At 66.0% G+C, this 17,461-nt stretch carries 19 protein-coding genes and 4 tRNA genes; 1 reads left to right on the top strand and 22 read right to left on the bottom strand.

Annotation, left to right across the window (positions count from 1 at the left end):
* Positions 1-133: 133 nt before the first annotated feature.
* From ACLBYD_RS16150 to ACLBYD_RS16045, 22 genes are all read right to left on the bottom strand, one after another.
* On the bottom strand, positions 134-1,381 hold the full coding sequence (locus ACLBYD_RS16150) for an MCE family protein (RefSeq protein WP_039958116.1): 1,248 nt from the start codon (positions 1,379-1,381) through the stop codon (positions 134-136).
* Positions 1,378-2,697: an MCE family protein gene (locus ACLBYD_RS16145; RefSeq protein ID WP_447817288.1), complete on the bottom strand. Its 1,320-nt coding sequence runs from the start codon at positions 2,695-2,697 to the stop codon at positions 1,378-1,380. The genes ACLBYD_RS16150 and ACLBYD_RS16145 overlap by 4 nt, the downstream gene beginning before the upstream one ends.
* 14 nt (positions 2,698-2,711) lie before the next feature.
* Positions 2,712-3,962: an MCE family protein gene (locus ACLBYD_RS16140; protein WP_447817244.1), complete on the bottom strand. Its 1,251-nt coding sequence runs from the start codon at positions 3,960-3,962 to the stop codon at positions 2,712-2,714.
* The gene (locus ACLBYD_RS16135) at positions 3,962-4,960 is read right to left on the bottom strand and encodes an MCE family protein (protein WP_447817243.1); all 999 of its coding nucleotides are present in this window, start codon (positions 4,958-4,960) and stop codon (positions 3,962-3,964) included. The genes ACLBYD_RS16140 and ACLBYD_RS16135 overlap by 1 nt, the downstream gene beginning before the upstream one ends.
* Positions 4,957-6,036, bottom strand: coding sequence for an MCE family protein (locus ACLBYD_RS16130; RefSeq protein ID WP_447817242.1), 1,080 nt, complete (start codon positions 6,034-6,036; stop codon positions 4,957-4,959). Before ACLBYD_RS16130 ends, ACLBYD_RS16135 begins: the two co-directional genes overlap by 4 nt.
* Positions 6,033-7,406, bottom strand: coding sequence for an MCE family protein (locus tag ACLBYD_RS16125; protein WP_447817241.1), 1,374 nt, complete (start codon positions 7,404-7,406; stop codon positions 6,033-6,035). Before ACLBYD_RS16125 ends, ACLBYD_RS16130 begins: the two co-directional genes overlap by 4 nt.
* Positions 7,403-8,263 (bottom strand): MlaE family ABC transporter permease, encoded by an 861-nt coding sequence (locus ACLBYD_RS16120; protein WP_024101684.1) that lies wholly within the window; start codon positions 8,261-8,263, stop codon positions 7,403-7,405. Before ACLBYD_RS16120 ends, ACLBYD_RS16125 begins: the two co-directional genes overlap by 4 nt.
* Positions 8,264-8,267: 4 nt before the next feature.
* Complete coding sequence (locus ACLBYD_RS16115) at positions 8,268-9,059, bottom strand: MlaE family ABC transporter permease (RefSeq protein WP_006552286.1); 792 nt, start codon at positions 9,057-9,059, stop codon at positions 8,268-8,270.
* A 67-nt stretch (positions 9,060-9,126) separates the two neighbouring features.
* Positions 9,127-10,203 (bottom strand): ABC transporter ATP-binding protein, encoded by a 1,077-nt coding sequence (locus ACLBYD_RS16110; RefSeq protein ID WP_324256240.1) that lies wholly within the window; start codon positions 10,201-10,203, stop codon positions 9,127-9,129.
* Between the two features lie 307 nt (positions 10,204-10,510).
* Positions 10,511-10,897: a 50S ribosomal protein L7/L12 gene (rplL, locus tag ACLBYD_RS16105; protein WP_024101686.1), complete on the bottom strand. Its 387-nt coding sequence runs from the start codon at positions 10,895-10,897 to the stop codon at positions 10,511-10,513.
* Between the two features lie 123 nt (positions 10,898-11,020).
* Complete coding sequence (rplJ, locus tag ACLBYD_RS16100) at positions 11,021-11,548, bottom strand: 50S ribosomal protein L10 (RefSeq protein ID WP_006552288.1); 528 nt, start codon at positions 11,546-11,548, stop codon at positions 11,021-11,023.
* 397 nt (positions 11,549-11,945) lie between these two features.
* Entirely contained in the window at positions 11,946-12,659 is a 714-nt protein-coding gene (rplA, locus tag ACLBYD_RS16095) for a 50S ribosomal protein L1 (RefSeq protein WP_016932671.1), read from the bottom strand.
* Between the two features lie 117 nt (positions 12,660-12,776).
* A complete protein-coding gene (rplK, locus tag ACLBYD_RS16090; RefSeq protein WP_006552290.1) occupies positions 12,777-13,211 on the bottom strand; it encodes a 50S ribosomal protein L11 in 435 nt (144 codons plus the stop codon).
* Between the two features lie 95 nt (positions 13,212-13,306).
* The gene (gene nusG, locus ACLBYD_RS16085) at positions 13,307-14,143 is read right to left on the bottom strand and encodes a transcription termination/antitermination protein NusG (RefSeq protein WP_447817240.1); all 837 of its coding nucleotides are present in this window, start codon (positions 14,141-14,143) and stop codon (positions 13,307-13,309) included.
* A 50-nt stretch (positions 14,144-14,193) separates the two neighbouring features.
* Entirely contained in the window at positions 14,194-14,619 is a 426-nt protein-coding gene (gene secE, locus ACLBYD_RS16080; RefSeq protein ID WP_120280027.1) for a preprotein translocase subunit SecE, read from the bottom strand.
* A 32-nt stretch (positions 14,620-14,651) separates the two neighbouring features.
* Positions 14,652-14,724 (bottom strand) — tRNA-Trp (locus ACLBYD_RS16075).
* Between the two features lie 179 nt (positions 14,725-14,903).
* Positions 14,904-15,329: a (3R)-hydroxyacyl-ACP dehydratase subunit HadB gene (hadB, locus tag ACLBYD_RS16070; protein ID WP_019291230.1), complete on the bottom strand. Its 426-nt coding sequence runs from the start codon at positions 15,327-15,329 to the stop codon at positions 14,904-14,906.
* Entirely contained in the window at positions 15,316-15,891 is a 576-nt protein-coding gene (gene hadA / locus ACLBYD_RS16065; RefSeq protein WP_447817239.1) for a (3R)-hydroxyacyl-ACP dehydratase subunit HadA, read from the bottom strand. The genes hadB and hadA overlap by 14 nt, the downstream gene beginning before the upstream one ends.
* 84 nt (positions 15,892-15,975) lie before the next feature.
* Positions 15,976-16,143 (bottom strand): 50S ribosomal protein L33, encoded by a 168-nt coding sequence (gene rpmG / locus ACLBYD_RS16060; protein WP_003941903.1) that lies wholly within the window; start codon positions 16,141-16,143, stop codon positions 15,976-15,978.
* 59 nt (positions 16,144-16,202) lie between these two features.
* A tRNA-Met gene (locus tag ACLBYD_RS16055) sits at positions 16,203-16,278 on the bottom strand.
* A gap of 43 nt (positions 16,279-16,321) precedes the next feature.
* Positions 16,322-16,394 (bottom strand) — tRNA-Thr (locus tag ACLBYD_RS16050).
* Between the two features lie 298 nt (positions 16,395-16,692).
* A tRNA-Tyr gene (locus ACLBYD_RS16045) sits at positions 16,693-16,775 on the bottom strand.
* A gap of 149 nt (positions 16,776-16,924) precedes the next feature.
* Here ACLBYD_RS16045 and ACLBYD_RS16040 point away from each other — a divergent pair.
* Positions 16,925-17,416 carry a YajQ family cyclic di-GMP-binding protein gene (locus ACLBYD_RS16040; protein ID WP_006552295.1) on the top strand — a complete coding sequence of 164 codons (492 nt, stop codon included), beginning with the start codon at positions 16,925-16,927 and terminating at the stop codon, positions 17,414-17,416.
* Positions 17,417-17,461: the final 45 nt, after the last annotated feature.

Here is a 17,461-nt window from a genome sequence, read left to right as displayed (position 1 = left end):
ACGGCGAGGGCCGCCCTGCGTGCCCCGCCCGGCCCCCGCCCGTCCGCGGACGAGTTGCCGTCGGCGGAGGGGGGCGGGGTGGGCGGAGCGTCGGAGGAAATTGGTGCACTCACTCCACAAACCTACTAACTGCTCACTTCGGGGTGACTCCGAGCAACGGCGCGAGCTGCGTCGCGATCGGATTCAGGTTGAGCTTGTCGGGGTCCTTCTTCGGCTTGAAATCCCAGGGCTGGATCGTGTTCGGATCGGCGAAGACGATGCGGTTCGCGCTGCGCACGCCGGTGACACTGCCCTGCGGCACCTCGCACGAGGCGTTCGTGTTGAACGGGAAGTCCTGCTGGGTCTCGTCGAAGTTCGGATCCTGCGCGCGCATCTGCGCGAGGATCTCCTGCGTCCCCTCGTACCCGATGGTGCACGAAGGCGGATTGTTGGTCTCGAGCACGATGCCCTGACGCACCGCGCCGTCGCCCGGAGCGACCGTACTCGCACTGCCCGCAACGGCGGGAAGGAAGGCCAGCAGCGGCTGCAGAGCGATCGACTGCGGGGCTGCCGCTTCCGCCACCGCCGCGAGGTTGGCGAGGTCGGTGGTCAGGCCCGGGCCGGAGCCCTCGATCAGCTGGGAGAGCTGGTCGCTCGCGTCGGTGCCGGTGTCGATCAGGCGCCGCAGATCGGGGTCGCTGTCGCGGAGCTGCGCGGTCACCAGATCCAGATCCGAGCTGAACTGCTGGATCGCCGACGACTGGGCGGACTGCGTGTCGAGCACCGTGAGGCTGTCGCGGATGAGCGTGACGGTCTGCGGCAGGTATTCGGTGCCCTTCTCGCTGAGACCGGCGAGCGCGTCGACGAGCACCTGCAGGTCGTCGCCGCGGCCGTCGAAGGCCGCGCCGAGCTCGGTGACGACGGTGCGCAGCGGCTCGAGCGGAACCGAGTACACGAGGTCGTTCGTGCTCAACAGCAGGTCTTCGACCGGCGTGGGCAGATCGTCCTCGGTGCCCTCGATGACGGAGCCCTGTTCGAGATAGGGGCCCTCGTCGTTCGGCGGCTGCAGATCGACGTACTGCTCACCGATCGCCGACCGGTTCGCCACGACGGGACGCGCCGACGCCGGGATCTGCGGTCCGCCGTTGTCGAGGCGCAGTTCGACGTTGATTCCGTCGTCCGTGAGGCTGAGCGCCCCGACTCGACCGACGGGCACCCCACGGTAGGTGACCTCGGCGTTCGGGAAGATGCCACCGCCGGTGGGGAACCGCGCGTCGACGGTGTACTGACCGAAGCCCATGAGGTTGTCGAGCCGCACGTACCGGGCACCGACGAACACGATGCCGAGCAGCGCGATGACCACGAACAGCGCGAGCTGCACTTTCACCAGGCGCGATCTCACTGCCCACCCCCGAGTCCGAGCTGATTCAGCAAACCTTCCAGCGGCCCCGGCGGCGGGACCTCGTCACCGTCGGTGCCGGTGCCGGTATCGGTGTCCGTACCTGCCTCGGTGACCCCCGGGATCTCGATGCCGTCGGGCAGCGACACCCCTTCGGGCAGGGTCACACCGGGCAGACGCGGAGTGGGAAGCACCGGCAGCAACGACACGGTGGGCCAGCCAGGGGCAGGTCCGTTCCCGTCGTAGTACGGGTTGGACGGGTCGACGAGCGGCTTCGGATTGCCGAATTTCGGCTGGCGGTAGACCGGGTCGCCCTGGCCCACACCGAGCGCGGCCAGCGCGTTGCCGATCTGCAGGTCGACGACGAGGAAGAGGTTCACCGAGTTGCCCAGCGCGACCTTCTCGACACCGTCCGGGAACGGCACCGTGGGCACGAAGGCGAGCGCCTCGACGAGGTCGTCGCCCGACGCTGCGAGTGCCTGGAGGGTCGGGCGCAACGCCAGGAGGTCGGCGATCAGATCCTCCTTGGACTGATCGAGGACGTCGACACCCGCGGTGCCGAGCCGGTCGAGCTGGCCGAGCAGCTGCGTCAGCTGCGGCCGTTGCTGCTCGAGCACCTCGGTCGCGACCGGCAGTTCGTCGAGCACGGCGGCGATCTTGTCGTTCTGCTCCGCGACCCGCACCGTGAGCTCGTCGAGTCCGTCGAGCGCCCGGGTGATGTCGTCGCGTTGCTGTTCGAGACCGGTGATCAGGGTCTCGGCCTGCTCGATGAGGCTGCGCGTGGTTCCCTCGCGGCCGTCGAAGGCCGTCGACAACTCGCTGACGATCGGCGCGAGCTGGCCGACACCGCCACCGTTGAGCAGCAGCGACAGCGCGCCGAGCACCGGTTCGAGTTCGGTGGCGTGCCGGGTGCGGTCGAGCGGGATCACGTCGCCGTCGGCGAGCCGGCCCGTCGGGGGCTCGTCCTCCGGAGGCGTGAGCTGCACGAACTTCTCACCGAGCAGACTCGACTGTTCGACGCTCGCGAGCGCGTTCGCCGGCAGGTCGACGCTCGAGTCGAGCACGATGCCGACGTCGGCGGTCCACCCGAAATCGGATGCGACCGAGATCGATTCGACACGCCCGACCGGCACACCGTCGACCTTCACGCTCGACTGCGGAACCAGGTCGAGCACGTCGTCGAACTGGATGGACAGACGGATCGGATCGCTACCCACATCGGCGCCGCCGGGCAACGGGACGTCGGACAGACCTCCGCACCCCGTGACCGTCACCGCGACCACGCACGCGGCCGCTCCGAAGACACCTGTGCGGCCCATCCTCTTCGCGCCGCTCACCGATCTCCTCCCTGGAGGTCGAGCCGGGGCGAGACCACGCCGGGCACCGTGCCCGGAGTGACCTGCCGCTGGATGTTCTCACCGCTCAGGACACCGAACGGCAGGATCAGATCCGGGGACCGCTGGTCCTCGGTGATCTGCGTGGCGACGTCGCGGCACCGGTCGATCAGCGGCTGCATCTGCCGGCCGAGCTGCTCGAAACGCTCGTCGCCGGGCACGAGATTGCCGAGATCGATGAGCTTGCACACCGCTCCCGCGGGGTCCTGCAGGTCGGGCAGCACGAGCCGTGACGCGAGCACACCCGCTTCGGCGTCGTACGAGTTGACGAGGTTGCTCACCGCGAGCGGGAGCAGCGTCAGCGAATCCACGAGTTCCTGCCGGCGGTCCGCCAGGGTCTCCGTGATCGGCACGAGTGCGTCGACGTTGTCCTTCACGGCAGCCTGGTTGTCGCGCACGAACGTCGCGACGTCGCCGAGCGTGACCGACAGCGTGTTCAGCGCCTCACCGAGGTTCTGCCGCTCCCCCGCCAGGAATCCCGACAGGTCCGAGAGCTGCGCATTGAACTGGCGCACCTGCTCGTCGTTGGCCGCGAGAGCACTGACGAACAGCTGCAGGTTCTCGATCGTGCCGTAAAGGTCGTCGCGCGACTGGTCGAGCGTACGCGCAGCGGCCGACAGGTTCTCGATGCTCTGCCCGAGGGCCTCACCGTTGCCGGCGAGGTTCTCCGCACCGACTTCGACGAAGTCGGTCAGCGCGCCCTCGCGGTTCGCGCCGTCGGGACCGAGCGCGCGGGAGAGCTCGTCGATGCTCGCGTAGAGCTCGTCGACCTCCACCGGGGTGGCGGTGCGCTCGCGGTCGATCACCGCACCGCTGCTCATCGTGTCGCCACCGGTGTAGGCGGGGGTGAGCTGCACGTAGCGGTCGGCGACGACCGACGGGGTGATCTGCACGGCGCGGGCGTCGGCCGGGATGTCGACGCCGCGGTTCACCCGCAGACCGACCTTCACGAGGTCGCCCTGCGGTTCGACGGAGGTCACCTTCCCCACCTCGACGCCGAGCACCCGCACGTCGGAGCCCTCGTAGATGCCGACGGCCTTGTCGAAGTAAGCGGTGATCTCGGTGGTGCCCAGTCGGGTGAACAGCCACCAGCCCGCTCCGGCCAGGGCCACCGCGACCGCCATGACGGCCGCGATCAGCGCGATGCGCCCGCGATTGCTGCGGGACTCGCCGTTCTCGGCGTGTGCCATCAGTTGCCCCCTTCCAGGCGGCGACCGGGCTCGCGGTAACCGGGGATCTCCGGCAGGCCCGGCGGGGTCAGGTTCACGACGACCTGGTCGAACCACCGGCCGTTGCCGACGACGTTGGTGTAGACACGCACGAACGGCTCGTACAGCTCCATGGCCCGATCGAGGTTGTCGTTGTTCTCCTGGAGGACGTCGACGACGCCGCGCAACTGCTGCAGGGCGGGACCGATGGTCTCGCGGTTCTCCTCGACGAGCCCGGAGAGCTCGGCCGACAACCGCTTGGTGCCATCGAGCAACTGGGAGATCGCCTCCTGCCGGTTGTTCAGTTCCGCGACGAGCAGCGCACCGTCGGAGAGCAACCGGTTGAACTCGGCGTTGCGGTCGGCGAGCACCTTCGAGACATTGCCGGTCGCGTCGAGGAGCTTCTTCAGCTCCTGGTCACGACTCGCGACGGTCTCGGACAGGCGGCTGATGCCGTCGAGCGAGGCCCGGATGTCGTCGGGTGTCTCCGAGAACGCCTCCGACAGGGTCTGGAAGCCGGTCGCGAGCTGCTCGGAATCGATCTCGCCGAGGGTCGTGGCCGCCGACGAGAACGCTTCGATCACGTCGTACGGCGCGACCGTTCGGTCGAGCGGGATCCGGTCGTCCGGGTCGAGCACCTCCGTACCCCGCGGCTCGAGTGCCAGATACTTCTGTCCGAGGATCGTCTTGATCTGGATGGAGGCCGCCGTGTCGTTCCCGACCCATGCGTCCTGGACCTTGAACGAGACGATCACGCGGTCGCCCTCGAGGTCGACTCCGGTGACCTTGCCGACCTTCACGCCGGCGATACGCACCTCGTTGGTGGTTTTGAGACCTGCGGCCTCGCTGAACTCGGCCTTGTAGGTCGCGCCTGCCCCGATGATGGGCAGTTCGTCGAGGAAGAAGGCGGACAGTGTCCCCAGCAGCACCACGACGATGCCCAGGGCACCGGCGGCGGCCGGACTGCGACGTTTGCTCATCGTCCCTGCAACTCCTGCATCCCCTCCTGCGAGCAACGCTTCGCCGCATTCGTGTAGATGGGTTGGTTCACGGTGGGCAGCCCCGTCGGCAGATTCAGATACGGGACCGAACCGGGACCTGCGACGATGTCGATACCGCACAGGTAGAACTGGAACCACGAACCGTAGCTGGCCACGCGCCCGAGCTTGTCGAGCTTGACCGGCAACGTCTCGAGGACGCGGTCGACCTCGTCGCGGTTCGCGTTGAGATTCGAGGTGACCTGTTCGAGCGCCGTGATCGACTGTGCGATCGACGGGCGGGTGGGCTCGAGTACGTCGGAGACCGCGTCGGTCAGCCCCGCCATCGACGCCACGGCCGAACCGACGGTCGCCCGGTCGGCCGACAACCCGCTGACAAGTGCCTGCGTGTTGACCAGCAGCGAATCGAGCTGCTCGTCGCGCTGGTCGATCGTGGCCAGGACGGTGTTGAGGTTGTCGATCACCGCACCGATCACGCGATCCTTGTCGGCGATGGTGTTGGTCAGCGACGCGGTGCTGCGCACCAGATCGCCGATCGTTCCGGCCTCGCCCTGGAAGACCTGGATGATCTGGAACGAGAGCTTGTTGACGTCGTCGGCGCTCAGCGTCTGGAACAACGGCCGGAAGCCGTCGAAGAGCGTCGTGAGGTTCACCGCCGGCTTCGTGCGCTCGATCGGGATCGTATCGCCGCCCGTGATCTTCTCGCCCTGCGCGCCCTCACCCTGACCGAGCGCGATGTAGCGCTGGCCGACGAGATTGCGGAACCGGATGGTCGCGGTGGCACCGGCCGGGAGCCAGTCGCGCTCCTCGAGCGAGAAGGTGACCCGCGCCTGCCGTTCGTCGAAGACCGAGATCTCCTCGACCTGCCCCACGCGGACACCCGCGATGCGGATGTCGTCGCCCTTGTTGAGTGAGGTGACGTCGGAGAAGATCGCGTGGAACTTCGTTCCTCCCCCACCGCCGACACTGGCGATGGTCGCGGCGAGGACACCGGTCGCGAGGACGGTGACCACGGCGAACACGATGAGTTTGATCAGGGGTGCTGCCAGACCTCTCACTGGAAGCTCACCTCCGTACCGCGGATCGCCGGAGCGCCGAGCCGGGTGGTCCAGGACGGGACCTCCTCGGGGTCGACACCGGTGGCCTGTCCGTAGATGACGTCGAGCGTGTCCTGTTCCAGACGCGAGCCGGCGTACGAGACGGGAGTCGCGCCGCCGTCCGAGGTGCCGATGATCTCACCGACGTCGTCGGGGACGCCGGATCCTGCCGGGGCAGGGAAGAAATCGATGGTCTCGGGGCCGGGATTACGCGACGGCACCTGATACGAACCGTCGTTGACCGAACCGCCCGGATACTGCGGGAAGTTGCGGCCGGGCGCGGTCACGTCGTCGTAGCAGGCCGGTCCGCGATCGTCGAGCAGACGCGGTTCGTCCTGGTTCGGCAGGTAGCGGCCCTTCGGGTTCGTGAACTGGATGTTCGCGCGCACACCCGGGAACGGATCGTCGGCCGCGAGCAGGTCGACGGCCGCCGGCTTCGCATCGGCGAATCCCTTGAAGGTGCACGGGAAGGACGGCGAGTAACGGGCGAGCAGCTGCAGCGCCTCCTTCGAATCGGCGGACAGCGTGATGATCGAGTTCGAGTTCTGCTCGATGAAATCGGCCGTCTGCGACGACGCTCCCGTCGCGCTCGCGAGCAGCGTGCGGATCTGGTTCTGCTGTTCGACGACCGTGCCACCCGTCGTGCGCAGGTTGTTCAGCGCCTCGACGAGATCCGGTGCGGCCTCGGAGTAGGTCTGCGAGAAGTCGGCGAGTCCGCGCAGATCCTCCTGCAGCGTGGGCAGTTCGACGTTCACCTCGCGGAAGATCTGTTCCAGATCGTCGACCGTCTGTCCCAGCTTCTCGCCGCGTCCGCTCAGTCCCTGGGCCAGGGCGCCGAGCGTGTTGGCGAGGTCCTGCGGCGGGACGGCCTCGAGGAGCGGGAGCAGCCCGTCGAGCACGTCGCCGAGTTCGACGGTGCGCTCGCTCGTGTCCTGCACCAGCACATCGCCGTTCGTGACGGGACGGCCCGGATCGTCGGGGATGATCAGCGAGACGTAGCGCTCACCGAAGAGGGTCTTCGGCAGCAGCTGTGCGGTGGCGTTGACCGGGATCAGATCGGCCTTGTCGGGGTCGAGAGCGAGATGCGCGGTGACGTCGCCGCCTTCCGCGCTCGTTCCGCGGACCTCGCCGACGAGCACACCGCGTGCCTTGACGTCGGCGTTGAGCGGCAGGGCGTTTCCGATGCTGTCGGTGCGGAGGTCGACCTTCACGACCTTCGTGAACGTCTTGTTGTACATCGCGATCGTGACGTACAGGAACAGCGCCAGCACCACGAAGAAGATCAATCCCAGGGTGCGGCGACGCAAGGGCGAAGTGGTCGTGTCGCTCATCCGGCCACCCTCACCGTGGTCGTCGTGCCCCAGATCGCGAGGCTGAGGAAGAAGTCGAGGATCGCGATCGTCACGATCGCGGTACGCACCGCGCGGCCCACGGCCACCCCGACGCCGGCGGGACCACCGCTGGCGTGGAAACCGTAGTAGCAGTGAATGAGGATGACCACGAACGCGAAGACCAGCACTTTCGCGAACGAATACAACACATCCTCCGGTGGGAGGAACAGATAGAAGTAGTGGTCGTACGAGCCGCTCGACTGGCCGTTGAACAGCGTGCTGATCGTGCGGGTCGCGAGATAGGCCGCGAGGAGACCGATGATGTACAGCGGGATCACGGCGACGAAGCCGGCGATCATCCGGGAGGTCACCAGGAACGGCAGCGACGGCACGGCCATCACCTCGAGGGCGTCGATCTCCTCGCTGATCCTCATGGCACCGAGCTGTGCCGTGAAGCCGCAGCCCACGGTCGCCGACAACGCGAGCGCCGCGACGATCGGGGCCAGCTCACGGGTGTTGACGTAGGCCGAGAGGAAGCCGGTGAGCACCGACGAGCCGAGCTGCTCGAGCGCGGCGTAACCCTGCAGACCCACGACGACGCCGGTGAAGCCGGACATCATCGCGATGACGCCGATGGTGCCACCGATCACGGCGAGTGCACCGCTGCCGAAGGTGACCTCGGCGAGCAACCGCAGGACTTCCTTGCGGTAGTGGGTGAGGGTTCGCGGGGTCCACGCGACGGCGCGCGCGTAGAAGGACATCTGGTCCCCCGCGCGGTCGAGCACGTTCAGCGGTGCGCGCACCGCTCGGCGACCCCGGAGAAGAACGAGATCTCCGCGGCCTCTGGAGACTGTCATCTGGTCAGGATCCCTTCGCAGGAACGATCTGCAGGTACACCATCGTCAGGATCAGGTTCGCGAAGAAGAGCAGCAGGAACGTGATGACGACGGTCTGGTTCACGGCCTCCCCCACGCCCTTCGGGCCCGCACCGGGGTGCAGCCCCTTGTAGGACGCGACGACGCCGGCGATCAACCCGAAGATCGCAGCCTTGAGTTCGGCGACGTAGAGGTCGGGTAGCTGCGCTAGGGCGGAGAAGGAGGCGAGGTAGGCGCCGGGGGTACCGCCCTGCAGCACCACGTTGAAGAAGTAGCCGCCGGCGATGCCGATCACGGAGACGAGACCGTTGAGCAGGAGCGCGACGAGCACCATCGCCAGTACTCGCGGGACGACGAGGCGCTGGATGGGATTGATGCCCAGCACCTCCATCGCGTCGATCTCCTCGCGGATCGTCCGCGATCCGAGGTCGGCGGTGACCGCGGAGCCGGCGGCGCCGGCGATCAGCAGAGCCGTCACGATCGGACTGCCCTGCTGGATGACCGCCAGGACGCTCGCAGCGCCGGTGAACGATTCGGCGCCGAGCTGCTTGATCAGCGAGCCGGTCTGCAGCGACACGACGGCGCCGAACGGGATCGCGACGAGCGCCGTCGGAAGAATCGTGACACTGGCGATGAACCACGCCTGTTCGATGAATTCCCGGAACTGGAACGGCCGGCGGAAGGTGTTCCGCACGACGTCGACGAACAGTTCGACGATGTTGCCGGCCTGGGTGAGTGCGCCGTGAACCGGCCGCACGAGCGAGCTGCCCGCCCCCATCTACTCTCCTACTTCTCCAGCCTGCGGCTGTACCACTACTGACGCTGTACCAGTGCTGCGGCTGGTGCTACTGCTGGGCCTGCTGCTCGTATCCCTCTCCGGTGTAGGCGGGAATGATCTGGGTGTCGTCGTCGGCATAGCCCCGGGCGGTGTGGGGCGCGCCGTTGTGATCGAGCGACTCGAGGATGGCGCTCTGGGCGGCCGGGGGCAGGGTGTGCAGGATCGACCGCACCCGCTCCTGCCGACGCGCCACCGCCTGCCGCTCCGGCATCCCCGGCGTGGCCTGCATCTGCGGCACGATCCCCTCGACATCGTCCACACCACCGGCATGATGACCCGCCTCGACGAGCGCCTGCTCGTGCGCCATCGTCGCCTCGTCCTTCTCCTCCGACATCCCGATCGGACCGATCATCGTGCCGTTGAGGAACTGCTTGACCACCGGCTCATCCGAGGTCAACAACACCTCCCGCGGACCGAACATCACCAACTGCCGACGGAACAACATCCCGATATTGTCCGGCACCGTGCGCGCCAGATTGATGTTGTGCGACACGATCAGGATGGTCGCATCGATCTCGGCGTTGATGTCGATCAACGTCTGCGAAATGTAGGTGGTGCGCACCGGATCGAGACCCGAATCCGGCTCGTCGACCAGGATGATCTCCGGATCGAGCACCAGCGCCCGGGCCAGGCCGGCGCGCTTGCGCATACCCCCGGAGATCTCCCCGGGCAGCTTGTCCTCGGCGCCGAGCAGACCGACGAGCTCGAGCTTGCTCATCACGATCTGCCGGATCTCGGACTCGGACTTCTTGGTGTGCTCACGCAGCGGGAAGGCGACATTGTCGTAGAGGTTCATCGACCCGAACAACGCACCGTCCTGGAACAGCACCCCGAACAGCTTGCGGATCTCGTAGAGCTCCTTGCTCGAGCACTGCAGGATGTCGGTGCCGTCGATGACGATCGAGCCCTCCTCCGGGCGCAGCAGACCGATCAGCGACTTGAGGAACACCGACTTACCGGTACCCGACGGACCGAGCAACGCGGACACCTCACCGGCCGGCAGCGTCAACGTCACGTCCTGCCAGATACGTTGCGAGCCGAAGGACTTGGTCAGCCCCTCGACGGAAACCTCGACTCCCACGATTACCTCCGCTGTCCGATACCGTCGCCCCCGTGTGGGTTGGGCCACTCTATCGCATGGATAGTGGTATCTGTGACTAGCGATCCTACTCATGAGTAAGGATCTCGTACAAGGGGTTCTACATATCTCGACTTACGGTGTGACCTGCGTGAACACCGGGTGGAATGCGCTTCGGATATACCGGACATATAGCTCGGAGTGCTTTTGCCACGATATGCAGAAGGGCCGTTTCCGCGAAGCGAATTCGNCCCTTCTGCGGAACCGTCCCGGAGAGCGTCGGAACGCTCGACGGGGAAGGTCGGAAACCGTCTTACTTGACGGTGACCTTGGCGCCGGCCTCTTCGAGCTTGGCCTTGGCAGCGTCGGCAGCGTCCTTGGCGACCTTCTCGAGGATCGGCTTCGGAGCACCCTCGACGAGGTCCTTGGCTTCCTTCAGGCCCAGGCCGGAGACGATCTCGCGAACGACCTTGATGACCTGGATCTTCTTCTCGCCGGCACCCTCGAGGATGACGTCGAACTCGTCCTGCTCGGACTCGGCCTCGGCAGCAGCGGCCGGAGCACCGGCGGCAGCGACGGCAACCGGAGCAGCAGCGGTGACCTCGAAGGTCTCCTCGAATGCCTTAACGAACTCCGAGAGCTCGAGCAGGGTCAGTTCCTTGAACGCGTCGAGCAGCTCTTCGGTGGTGAGCTTCGCCATGGTGGCGGTCCTTCCTGATAAGTCCCATGTCGCTGATCCGCGACCGGATGGGATGGTGCGTGCCGGAGCACGCGTGGATGTATCTTTCGCGGTGATGCAGATTCGCAGTGATGCGGATCAGCGTCAGGCGGCTTCTTCGCCCGCCTTCTTCTCCTGCAGAGCGGCCGCGAGGCGGGCCACCTGAGAAGCGGGGGCGTTGAACAGGCCTGCGGCCTTTGCCAAGTTGCCCTTCATCGCGCCGGCGAGCTTGGCCAACAGCACCTCGCGGGACTCGAGGTCCGCGATCTGGTTGACCTGCTCCACGGACAGCGCAGCGCCGTCCATGTAGCCGCCCTTGATGACGAGAGCCTTGTTGTCCTTCGCGAAGTTCTTCAGAGCCTTCGCAGCATCCACCGCTTCGCCCTTGACGAACGCGATGGCGGTCGGACCGACGAACAGGTCGTCGAGACCCTCGACGCCCGCCTCAGCGGCGGCACGCTTGACCAGGGTGTTCTTGGCGACGGAGTAGGTGGCACCCTCTCCGAGAGCGCGACGCAGCTCGGTCAGACTTCCCACCGACAGACCACGGTATTCCGTGATCACGGCAGCGGTGGAGGTCTTGAACTGCTCGGTGATCTCCGCAACTGCGGAAACCTTCTCGGGCTTTGCCATACTTCGCCTCCTCTCAGTAACAGTCGTTTTCCCGGTGTCCCGAGTGGGACGCCCCACCGGACGACCGCCGGGACCGGAAAACGACGAACGCCCCGGCGCAGGGCACACGGGGCGTACAAGGAGGAGGAACTCGAATGCACCCGGAAGGCACATCGCGGTTCACATCTCCCTAACCTCGTCCTCCTGCGTGGGCCGCCGGACAACTCCGGACCTTCAACCGATCCGCACGCGGATTCGGTGACCAACGGTCTTGGGTAGAACATGATCGGGGTGAAGATCGGCGCACGCCGAACTACCCGACCACTGTAGCGGACGATGTCCGCGAAATGCAAAACGGCCGGCACAGCGATGCTGTACCGGCCGCTTCAGGACGCAAATCCACTGCGTGCAGTGCGAATTACTCCGCGGTCTCGAGGAGGTTGCGGGTGCGCTGCGGATCCACCGGGATGCCCGGGCCGGTGGTCGTAGCGATCGTGACCTTCTTGATGTAGCGGCCCTTCGCGCTGGACGGCTTGGCGCGGAGCACCTCGTCCAGAGCAGCAGCGTAGTTCTCGACCAGCTTGGTCTCGTCGAACGAGGCCTTGCCGATCACGAAGTGCAGGTTGGCGTTCTTGTCGACGCGGAAGCTGATCTTGCCACCCTTGATGTCGGTGACGGCCTTCGCGACGTCCGGAGTGACCGTGCCCGTCTTCGGGTTCGGCATCAGACCACGGGGACCGAGGACGCGGGCGATACGACCGACCTTCGCCATCTGGTCGGGGGTCGCGATCGCGGCGTCGAAGTCCAGCCAGCCGCCCTGGATGCGCTCGATCAGATCCTCGGCGCCCACGACGTCGGCACCTGCGGCCTCGGCTTCGGCAGCCTTCTCGCCCACCGCGAAGACGATGACGCGAGCGGTCTTACCCGTGCCGTGCGGCAGGTTGACCGTGCCGCGCACCATCTGGTCCGCCTTGCGGGGATCCACACCGAGTCGCATGGCGACCTCGACGGTGGCGTCGTAGTTCTTCGAGGTGGTCTCCTTCGCGAGCTTCGCAGCTGCGAGGGGGCTGTACAGGTTGTCCGAGTCGATCTTCTCGGCCGCGGCGAGGTATGCCTTGCTGCGCTTTGCCATGTTCTTTCCTAACTTCTCACCGGCAGGTGAATGGTTCGGGCGTGGTAGCGGGCCTGGCCGGCCCTCCCACGAGTGCTACTGCAGGCCCGGGGACGGAGCCCCGGAACAGCGAGGGGCTCAGCCCTCGACCGTGATGCCCATCGACCGAGCGGTGCCGGCGATGATCTTCGCGGCAGCCTCGATGTCGTTGGCGTTCAGGTCTTCCTGCTTGGTCTTGGCGATCTCGCGCACCTGATCCATGGTCACCTTGGCGACCTTGGTCTTGTGCGGCTCGCCGGAGCCCTTCTGCACGCCTGCGGCCTTGAGCAGGAGCTTCGCGGCCGGCGGGGTCTTCAGCTTGAAGTCGAACGAGCGGTCCTCGTAGACCGTGATCTCGACCGGCACGACGTTGCCACGCTGCGACTCGGTCGCCGCGTTGTACGCCTTGCAGAACTCCATGATGTTGACGCCGTGCTGACCCAGCGCGGGGCCGACCGGCGGAGCCGGGTTGGCCTGGCCGGCCTGGATCTGGAGCTTGATGAGCCCGGCGATCTTCTTCTTCTTGGGGGGCATCTCTATTCCTAGTTTCTTGCTCGGTGTGGTTCTTGCGTACTGCTACTGCAAGCTTGTGCGCGCCGGATGCCGGCGCCGTCGGATCCTGGGGATCGTCAGATCTTCGACACCTGGTTGAACGACAACTCCACGGGAGTCTCACGGCCGAAGATCGACACCAGGACCTTGAGCTTCTGCTGCTCGGCGTTGACCTCGCTGATGGAGGCGGGCAGCGTCGCGAACGGGCCGTCCATCACGGTGACGGACTCGCCGACCTCGAAGTCCACCTCGATGGCGGGCTTCGCAGCGGCGGCGGGAGCCTGCTCGCCTGCTACCGGAGCACCGGCCGCCGGCTTCTTCTTCGCCTGCTGCGGGAGGAGGAACTTCACGACCTCCTTGATCGTCAGCGGCGACGGACGCGACGTGGCTCCGACGAAGCCGGTCACGCCGGGCGTGTTCCGGACGGCGCCCCACGACTCGTCGTTGAGTTCCATCCGGACGAGGATGTAGCCGGGCAGGACCTTGCGGTTGACCTGCTTGCGCTGACCGTTCTTGATCTCGGTGACCTCTTCGGTCGGCACCTCGACCTGGAAGATGTAATCGGCGAGGTCGAGGTTCTGGACGCGGGTCTCGAGGTTGGTCTTGACCTTGTTCTCGTAGCCGGCGTAGGAGTGCACGACGTACCAGTCGCCGGGCTCGCGCCGCAGCTGCTTCTCGAGGGCCTCGGCCGGGTCGACCTCGTCCTCTTCGGCGGCGGCGTCGTCGGCGCCCTCCGCTGCGTCGGAGACCTCAACATCGGTCTCGGCATCGGTGCCGGACTCGACAGCAGCGTCGGACTCGGAGACCTCGGTGTCCGCATCCGCCGACTCGGCCGTCACGTCGTCAACCAAGGCCTCGTCCGAAACGTGCTCCTCGGCCGAAGCCTCGTACGAGTCGTTCTCGGGGGTGCTCACCGGGCACTTTCCTCTCGTCGATCACATTTTTCGTCTCGCGCGGACAGGCGCTAACCGAACAACCAGCTGACGCCCTGTACGAACGCCAGATCCAATCCGAAGATGAACGCCGTCATGACGGTCACGAACGCAAGGACCACGAGTGTGTAGGTGGTCAACTGCTTGCGGTTGGGCCAGATCACCTTGCGGAGCTCGGCGACGACCTCACGGAAGAAGCGCACGAGTCGCTTGAAGATGTTCTCGGACTTCGCGGCGGGACGATCGCTCACGGCCGTGGCCGAACGCGACGTCTTCTTCATGGACACCGCACTCGTCGTGGATGCCGAGGAATCGGCTGCACCACGACGGGTGGCCCGCTTGCCGGTCGGCCGAGCAGCCGCGGAGGAACCGTCGGGGGTCGCGCCGGTAGCCGTTCCAGCGTCGCCGGGGATGTTCCCTGCGGTGCCGCTGTGGCGCTGACCGCGCTCCTCGCTCACATCGTTCCTCTCGGTCGCTGGCAGTCCGGGGGCAGGGGCGACAGGACTTGAACCTGCAACCTGCGGTTTTGGAGACCGCTGCTCTGCCAATTGAGCTACGCCCCTCTGGTCGGACATCCACACTCGTACGAAGCGAGTGTCCGGAACCGACCCATCTGCGACCACATGACACGCGCGCTACCCCGTCGGGCCGTTACGGCCTTCGTAGAGCAGCGCGCTGCTATGCGATCCCAGAAGCCTAAGTGTACTGCATTGCCCCGGGACAAACCCAATCCGCTCGGCCGTCAGGCCAAACGGACCGTTGCCGTGGCGCGACCGAAGATCTTACGACCGTCGGACTTCGCCACGATAGCGACCACTGCTGTCTTGCTCTCCGCGTCCACCGACTTGATCTTGCCGGTGAACTCGATCTCGGCGGCCTTGTCGGCCTCCACATATACCGGACTGGTGAACCGAACGTTGTATTCGGTCACCGCGCCGGGGTCTCCCAGCCACTCCGTGACGAAGCCGGCCGCGATGCCCATCGAGAGCATGCCGTGCCCGACGACGTCGCGCAAGCCGGCCAGTTCGGCCACCTTGTCGCTCCAGTGGATCGGGTTGGGATCACCCGACACACCTGCATAGTTGACCAGATTTCCACGCGTGAGCGTGACGACCTTCGACGGAAGCTCGTCCCCTACCGCGACATCCGCGAAACTACGGAGTGTCACTGTGCATCACCACATCCTTGACCGCGTGCGCGATGTTGTCGTCGACCTCGCCACCGGAACGGGCGACGAGCGTCGTCCAGGAGGTGAGCACGAGATTGTCGTACTGATCCGTGATCACGTTCTTGGTGGTGATGATGTCGCTGCCGGCAGCCTGACGGAAATCGTCGAGGTAGACGTCGCAGAACAGCCTGTCGCCGGCCTGGATCGGGCGGTGGTAGACCATCCGCTGGTCGGTCTGCATGATCTGGCTCAGGTCGTAGCCGGTGACGACCTCTTCGAACAGCTTGCGCTGCGCGATCATGCCGACGATCGAGACGAAGGTCAGCGGCGCGATCACTCCGTCGTATCCCAGCCCTCGGGCTGCGTCGTCGTCGTGATGGGCCGGATGCGAATCGCGCACGGCAAGGGCGTACTCGCGGATCTTCTCGCGACCGACCTCGTAGTAGTCGTCCACCCGGTAGTGGTGACCGACCATGGACTTGGCGTGCGCGGCGGCATCGAACGGGATCCCGGCCTGTTCGGTCGCGTCCACCGATTCCTGGTTGTCGAGTACGTTCGTCATACGCAAAACCTCCGCAATTCCGACGACGCCAACTGGCACGGTCGGTATTGCGGAGACCTTACGCGTCGACGTCGTTCCGACCGGCTACTTGGACTCGCGGTGCGACTGGTGCGTACCGCAGTTCGGGCAGAACTTCTTCAGTTCGAGCCGGTCGGGGTCGTTGCGACGGTTCTTCTTCGTGATGTAGTTGCGGTGCTTGCACACCTCGCAGGCCAAGGTGATCTTCGGCCGAACGTCAGTAGAGGAGGCCACGGGATGCCTTCTTTCGCGTCAATCCGATCAGTATCGATCAGGGTGGATCAATGAACTTTTGGTAGCGGTGACCGGACTTGAACCGGCGACGCAACGATTATGAGTCGTTTGCTCTACCAACTGAGCTACACCGCCTCGGTGCCGAGTGTCGCTACGAAGGCGGCACCTCAATCCAGCGAGCCCCCTGACGGAATCGAACCGTCGACCTTTTCCTTACCATGGAAACGCTCTGCCGACTGAGCTAAGGGGGCGTGGCCTCCGGAGCATCTCTGCTCGCTGCGGCCTCCAAAAGATTACACACACTCGGTCCTGGTGCAAAATCCGCTGGTAGAGGCCCATAAACGCCGCTCCTCTCCGAGCTCTGCCCACCCGCACCCACCCGTGCCCACACATACGCGCGCGGCGGGCCGGCGGGAGGCACCGGGCGCGAGGCGGAACGGCACCGCGTGCCGAGCCGCCCGGAACCTCGGGGAGAGCAGGACCCACACTCCGGAGCCCGCACCGAAGGGCCCCGGAATGCAGAACGGCCCCGGTTCCGNGCCGTTCCGGTGGCAGGTGTAGGATTCGAACCTACGTAGGCGTAAGCCGACGGATTTACAGTCCGCTCCCATTGGCCGCTCGGGCAACCTGCCGGGTGCGATCGGGACCGCGTCCTCGATGCGTTTGGAAGAATACAACGCATACCCCCCCGAAACGCAAACCGAGTGGTCACAGCCCCGCGCGACCCGATAGCGTCGGGTGGACAGAACCCTTACAGACCGACCCGGAAGTGGAGTGAGACGTGGCTGATTCGTCGTTCGATGTGGTGAGCAAGGTCGACCGCCAGGAAGTGGACAACGCGCTGAACCAGGCGGCGAAGGAGATCGCCAACCGCTTCGATTTCCGGAACACCGGGGCGCACATCGAGTGGTCGGGCGACGAGGCCATCACGATCTCGGCCGAGACCGAGGACCGCGCGCTCGCCGCGCTGGAGGTCTTCAAGGAGAAGCTGATCCGCCGCGACCTGTCGCTCAAGTCCTTCGACGCCGGCGAGCCGACGCAGTCCGGCAAGGTCTACAAGATCACCGGCACGCTGGTGCAGGGCATCAGCCAGGAGAATGCCAAGAAGATCTCCAAGCTCATCCGTGACGAGGGCCCGAAGGGCGTCAAGGCGCAGATCCAGGGCGAGGAGCTGCGCGTGAGCAGCAAGAAGCGCGACGACCTGCAGGCCGTCATCTCGCTGCTCAAGAACGCCGACCTCGACATCGCCCTGCAGTTCGTCAACTACCGCTAGTTCGTCGACCGCTGCCGACGAAGCCCTCTCCTACGACTCCGCCCG

It is taken from the genome of Rhodococcus sp. C26F (assembly GCF_053345925.1).
This window is presented reverse-complemented; position numbering and strand designations above follow the sequence as displayed.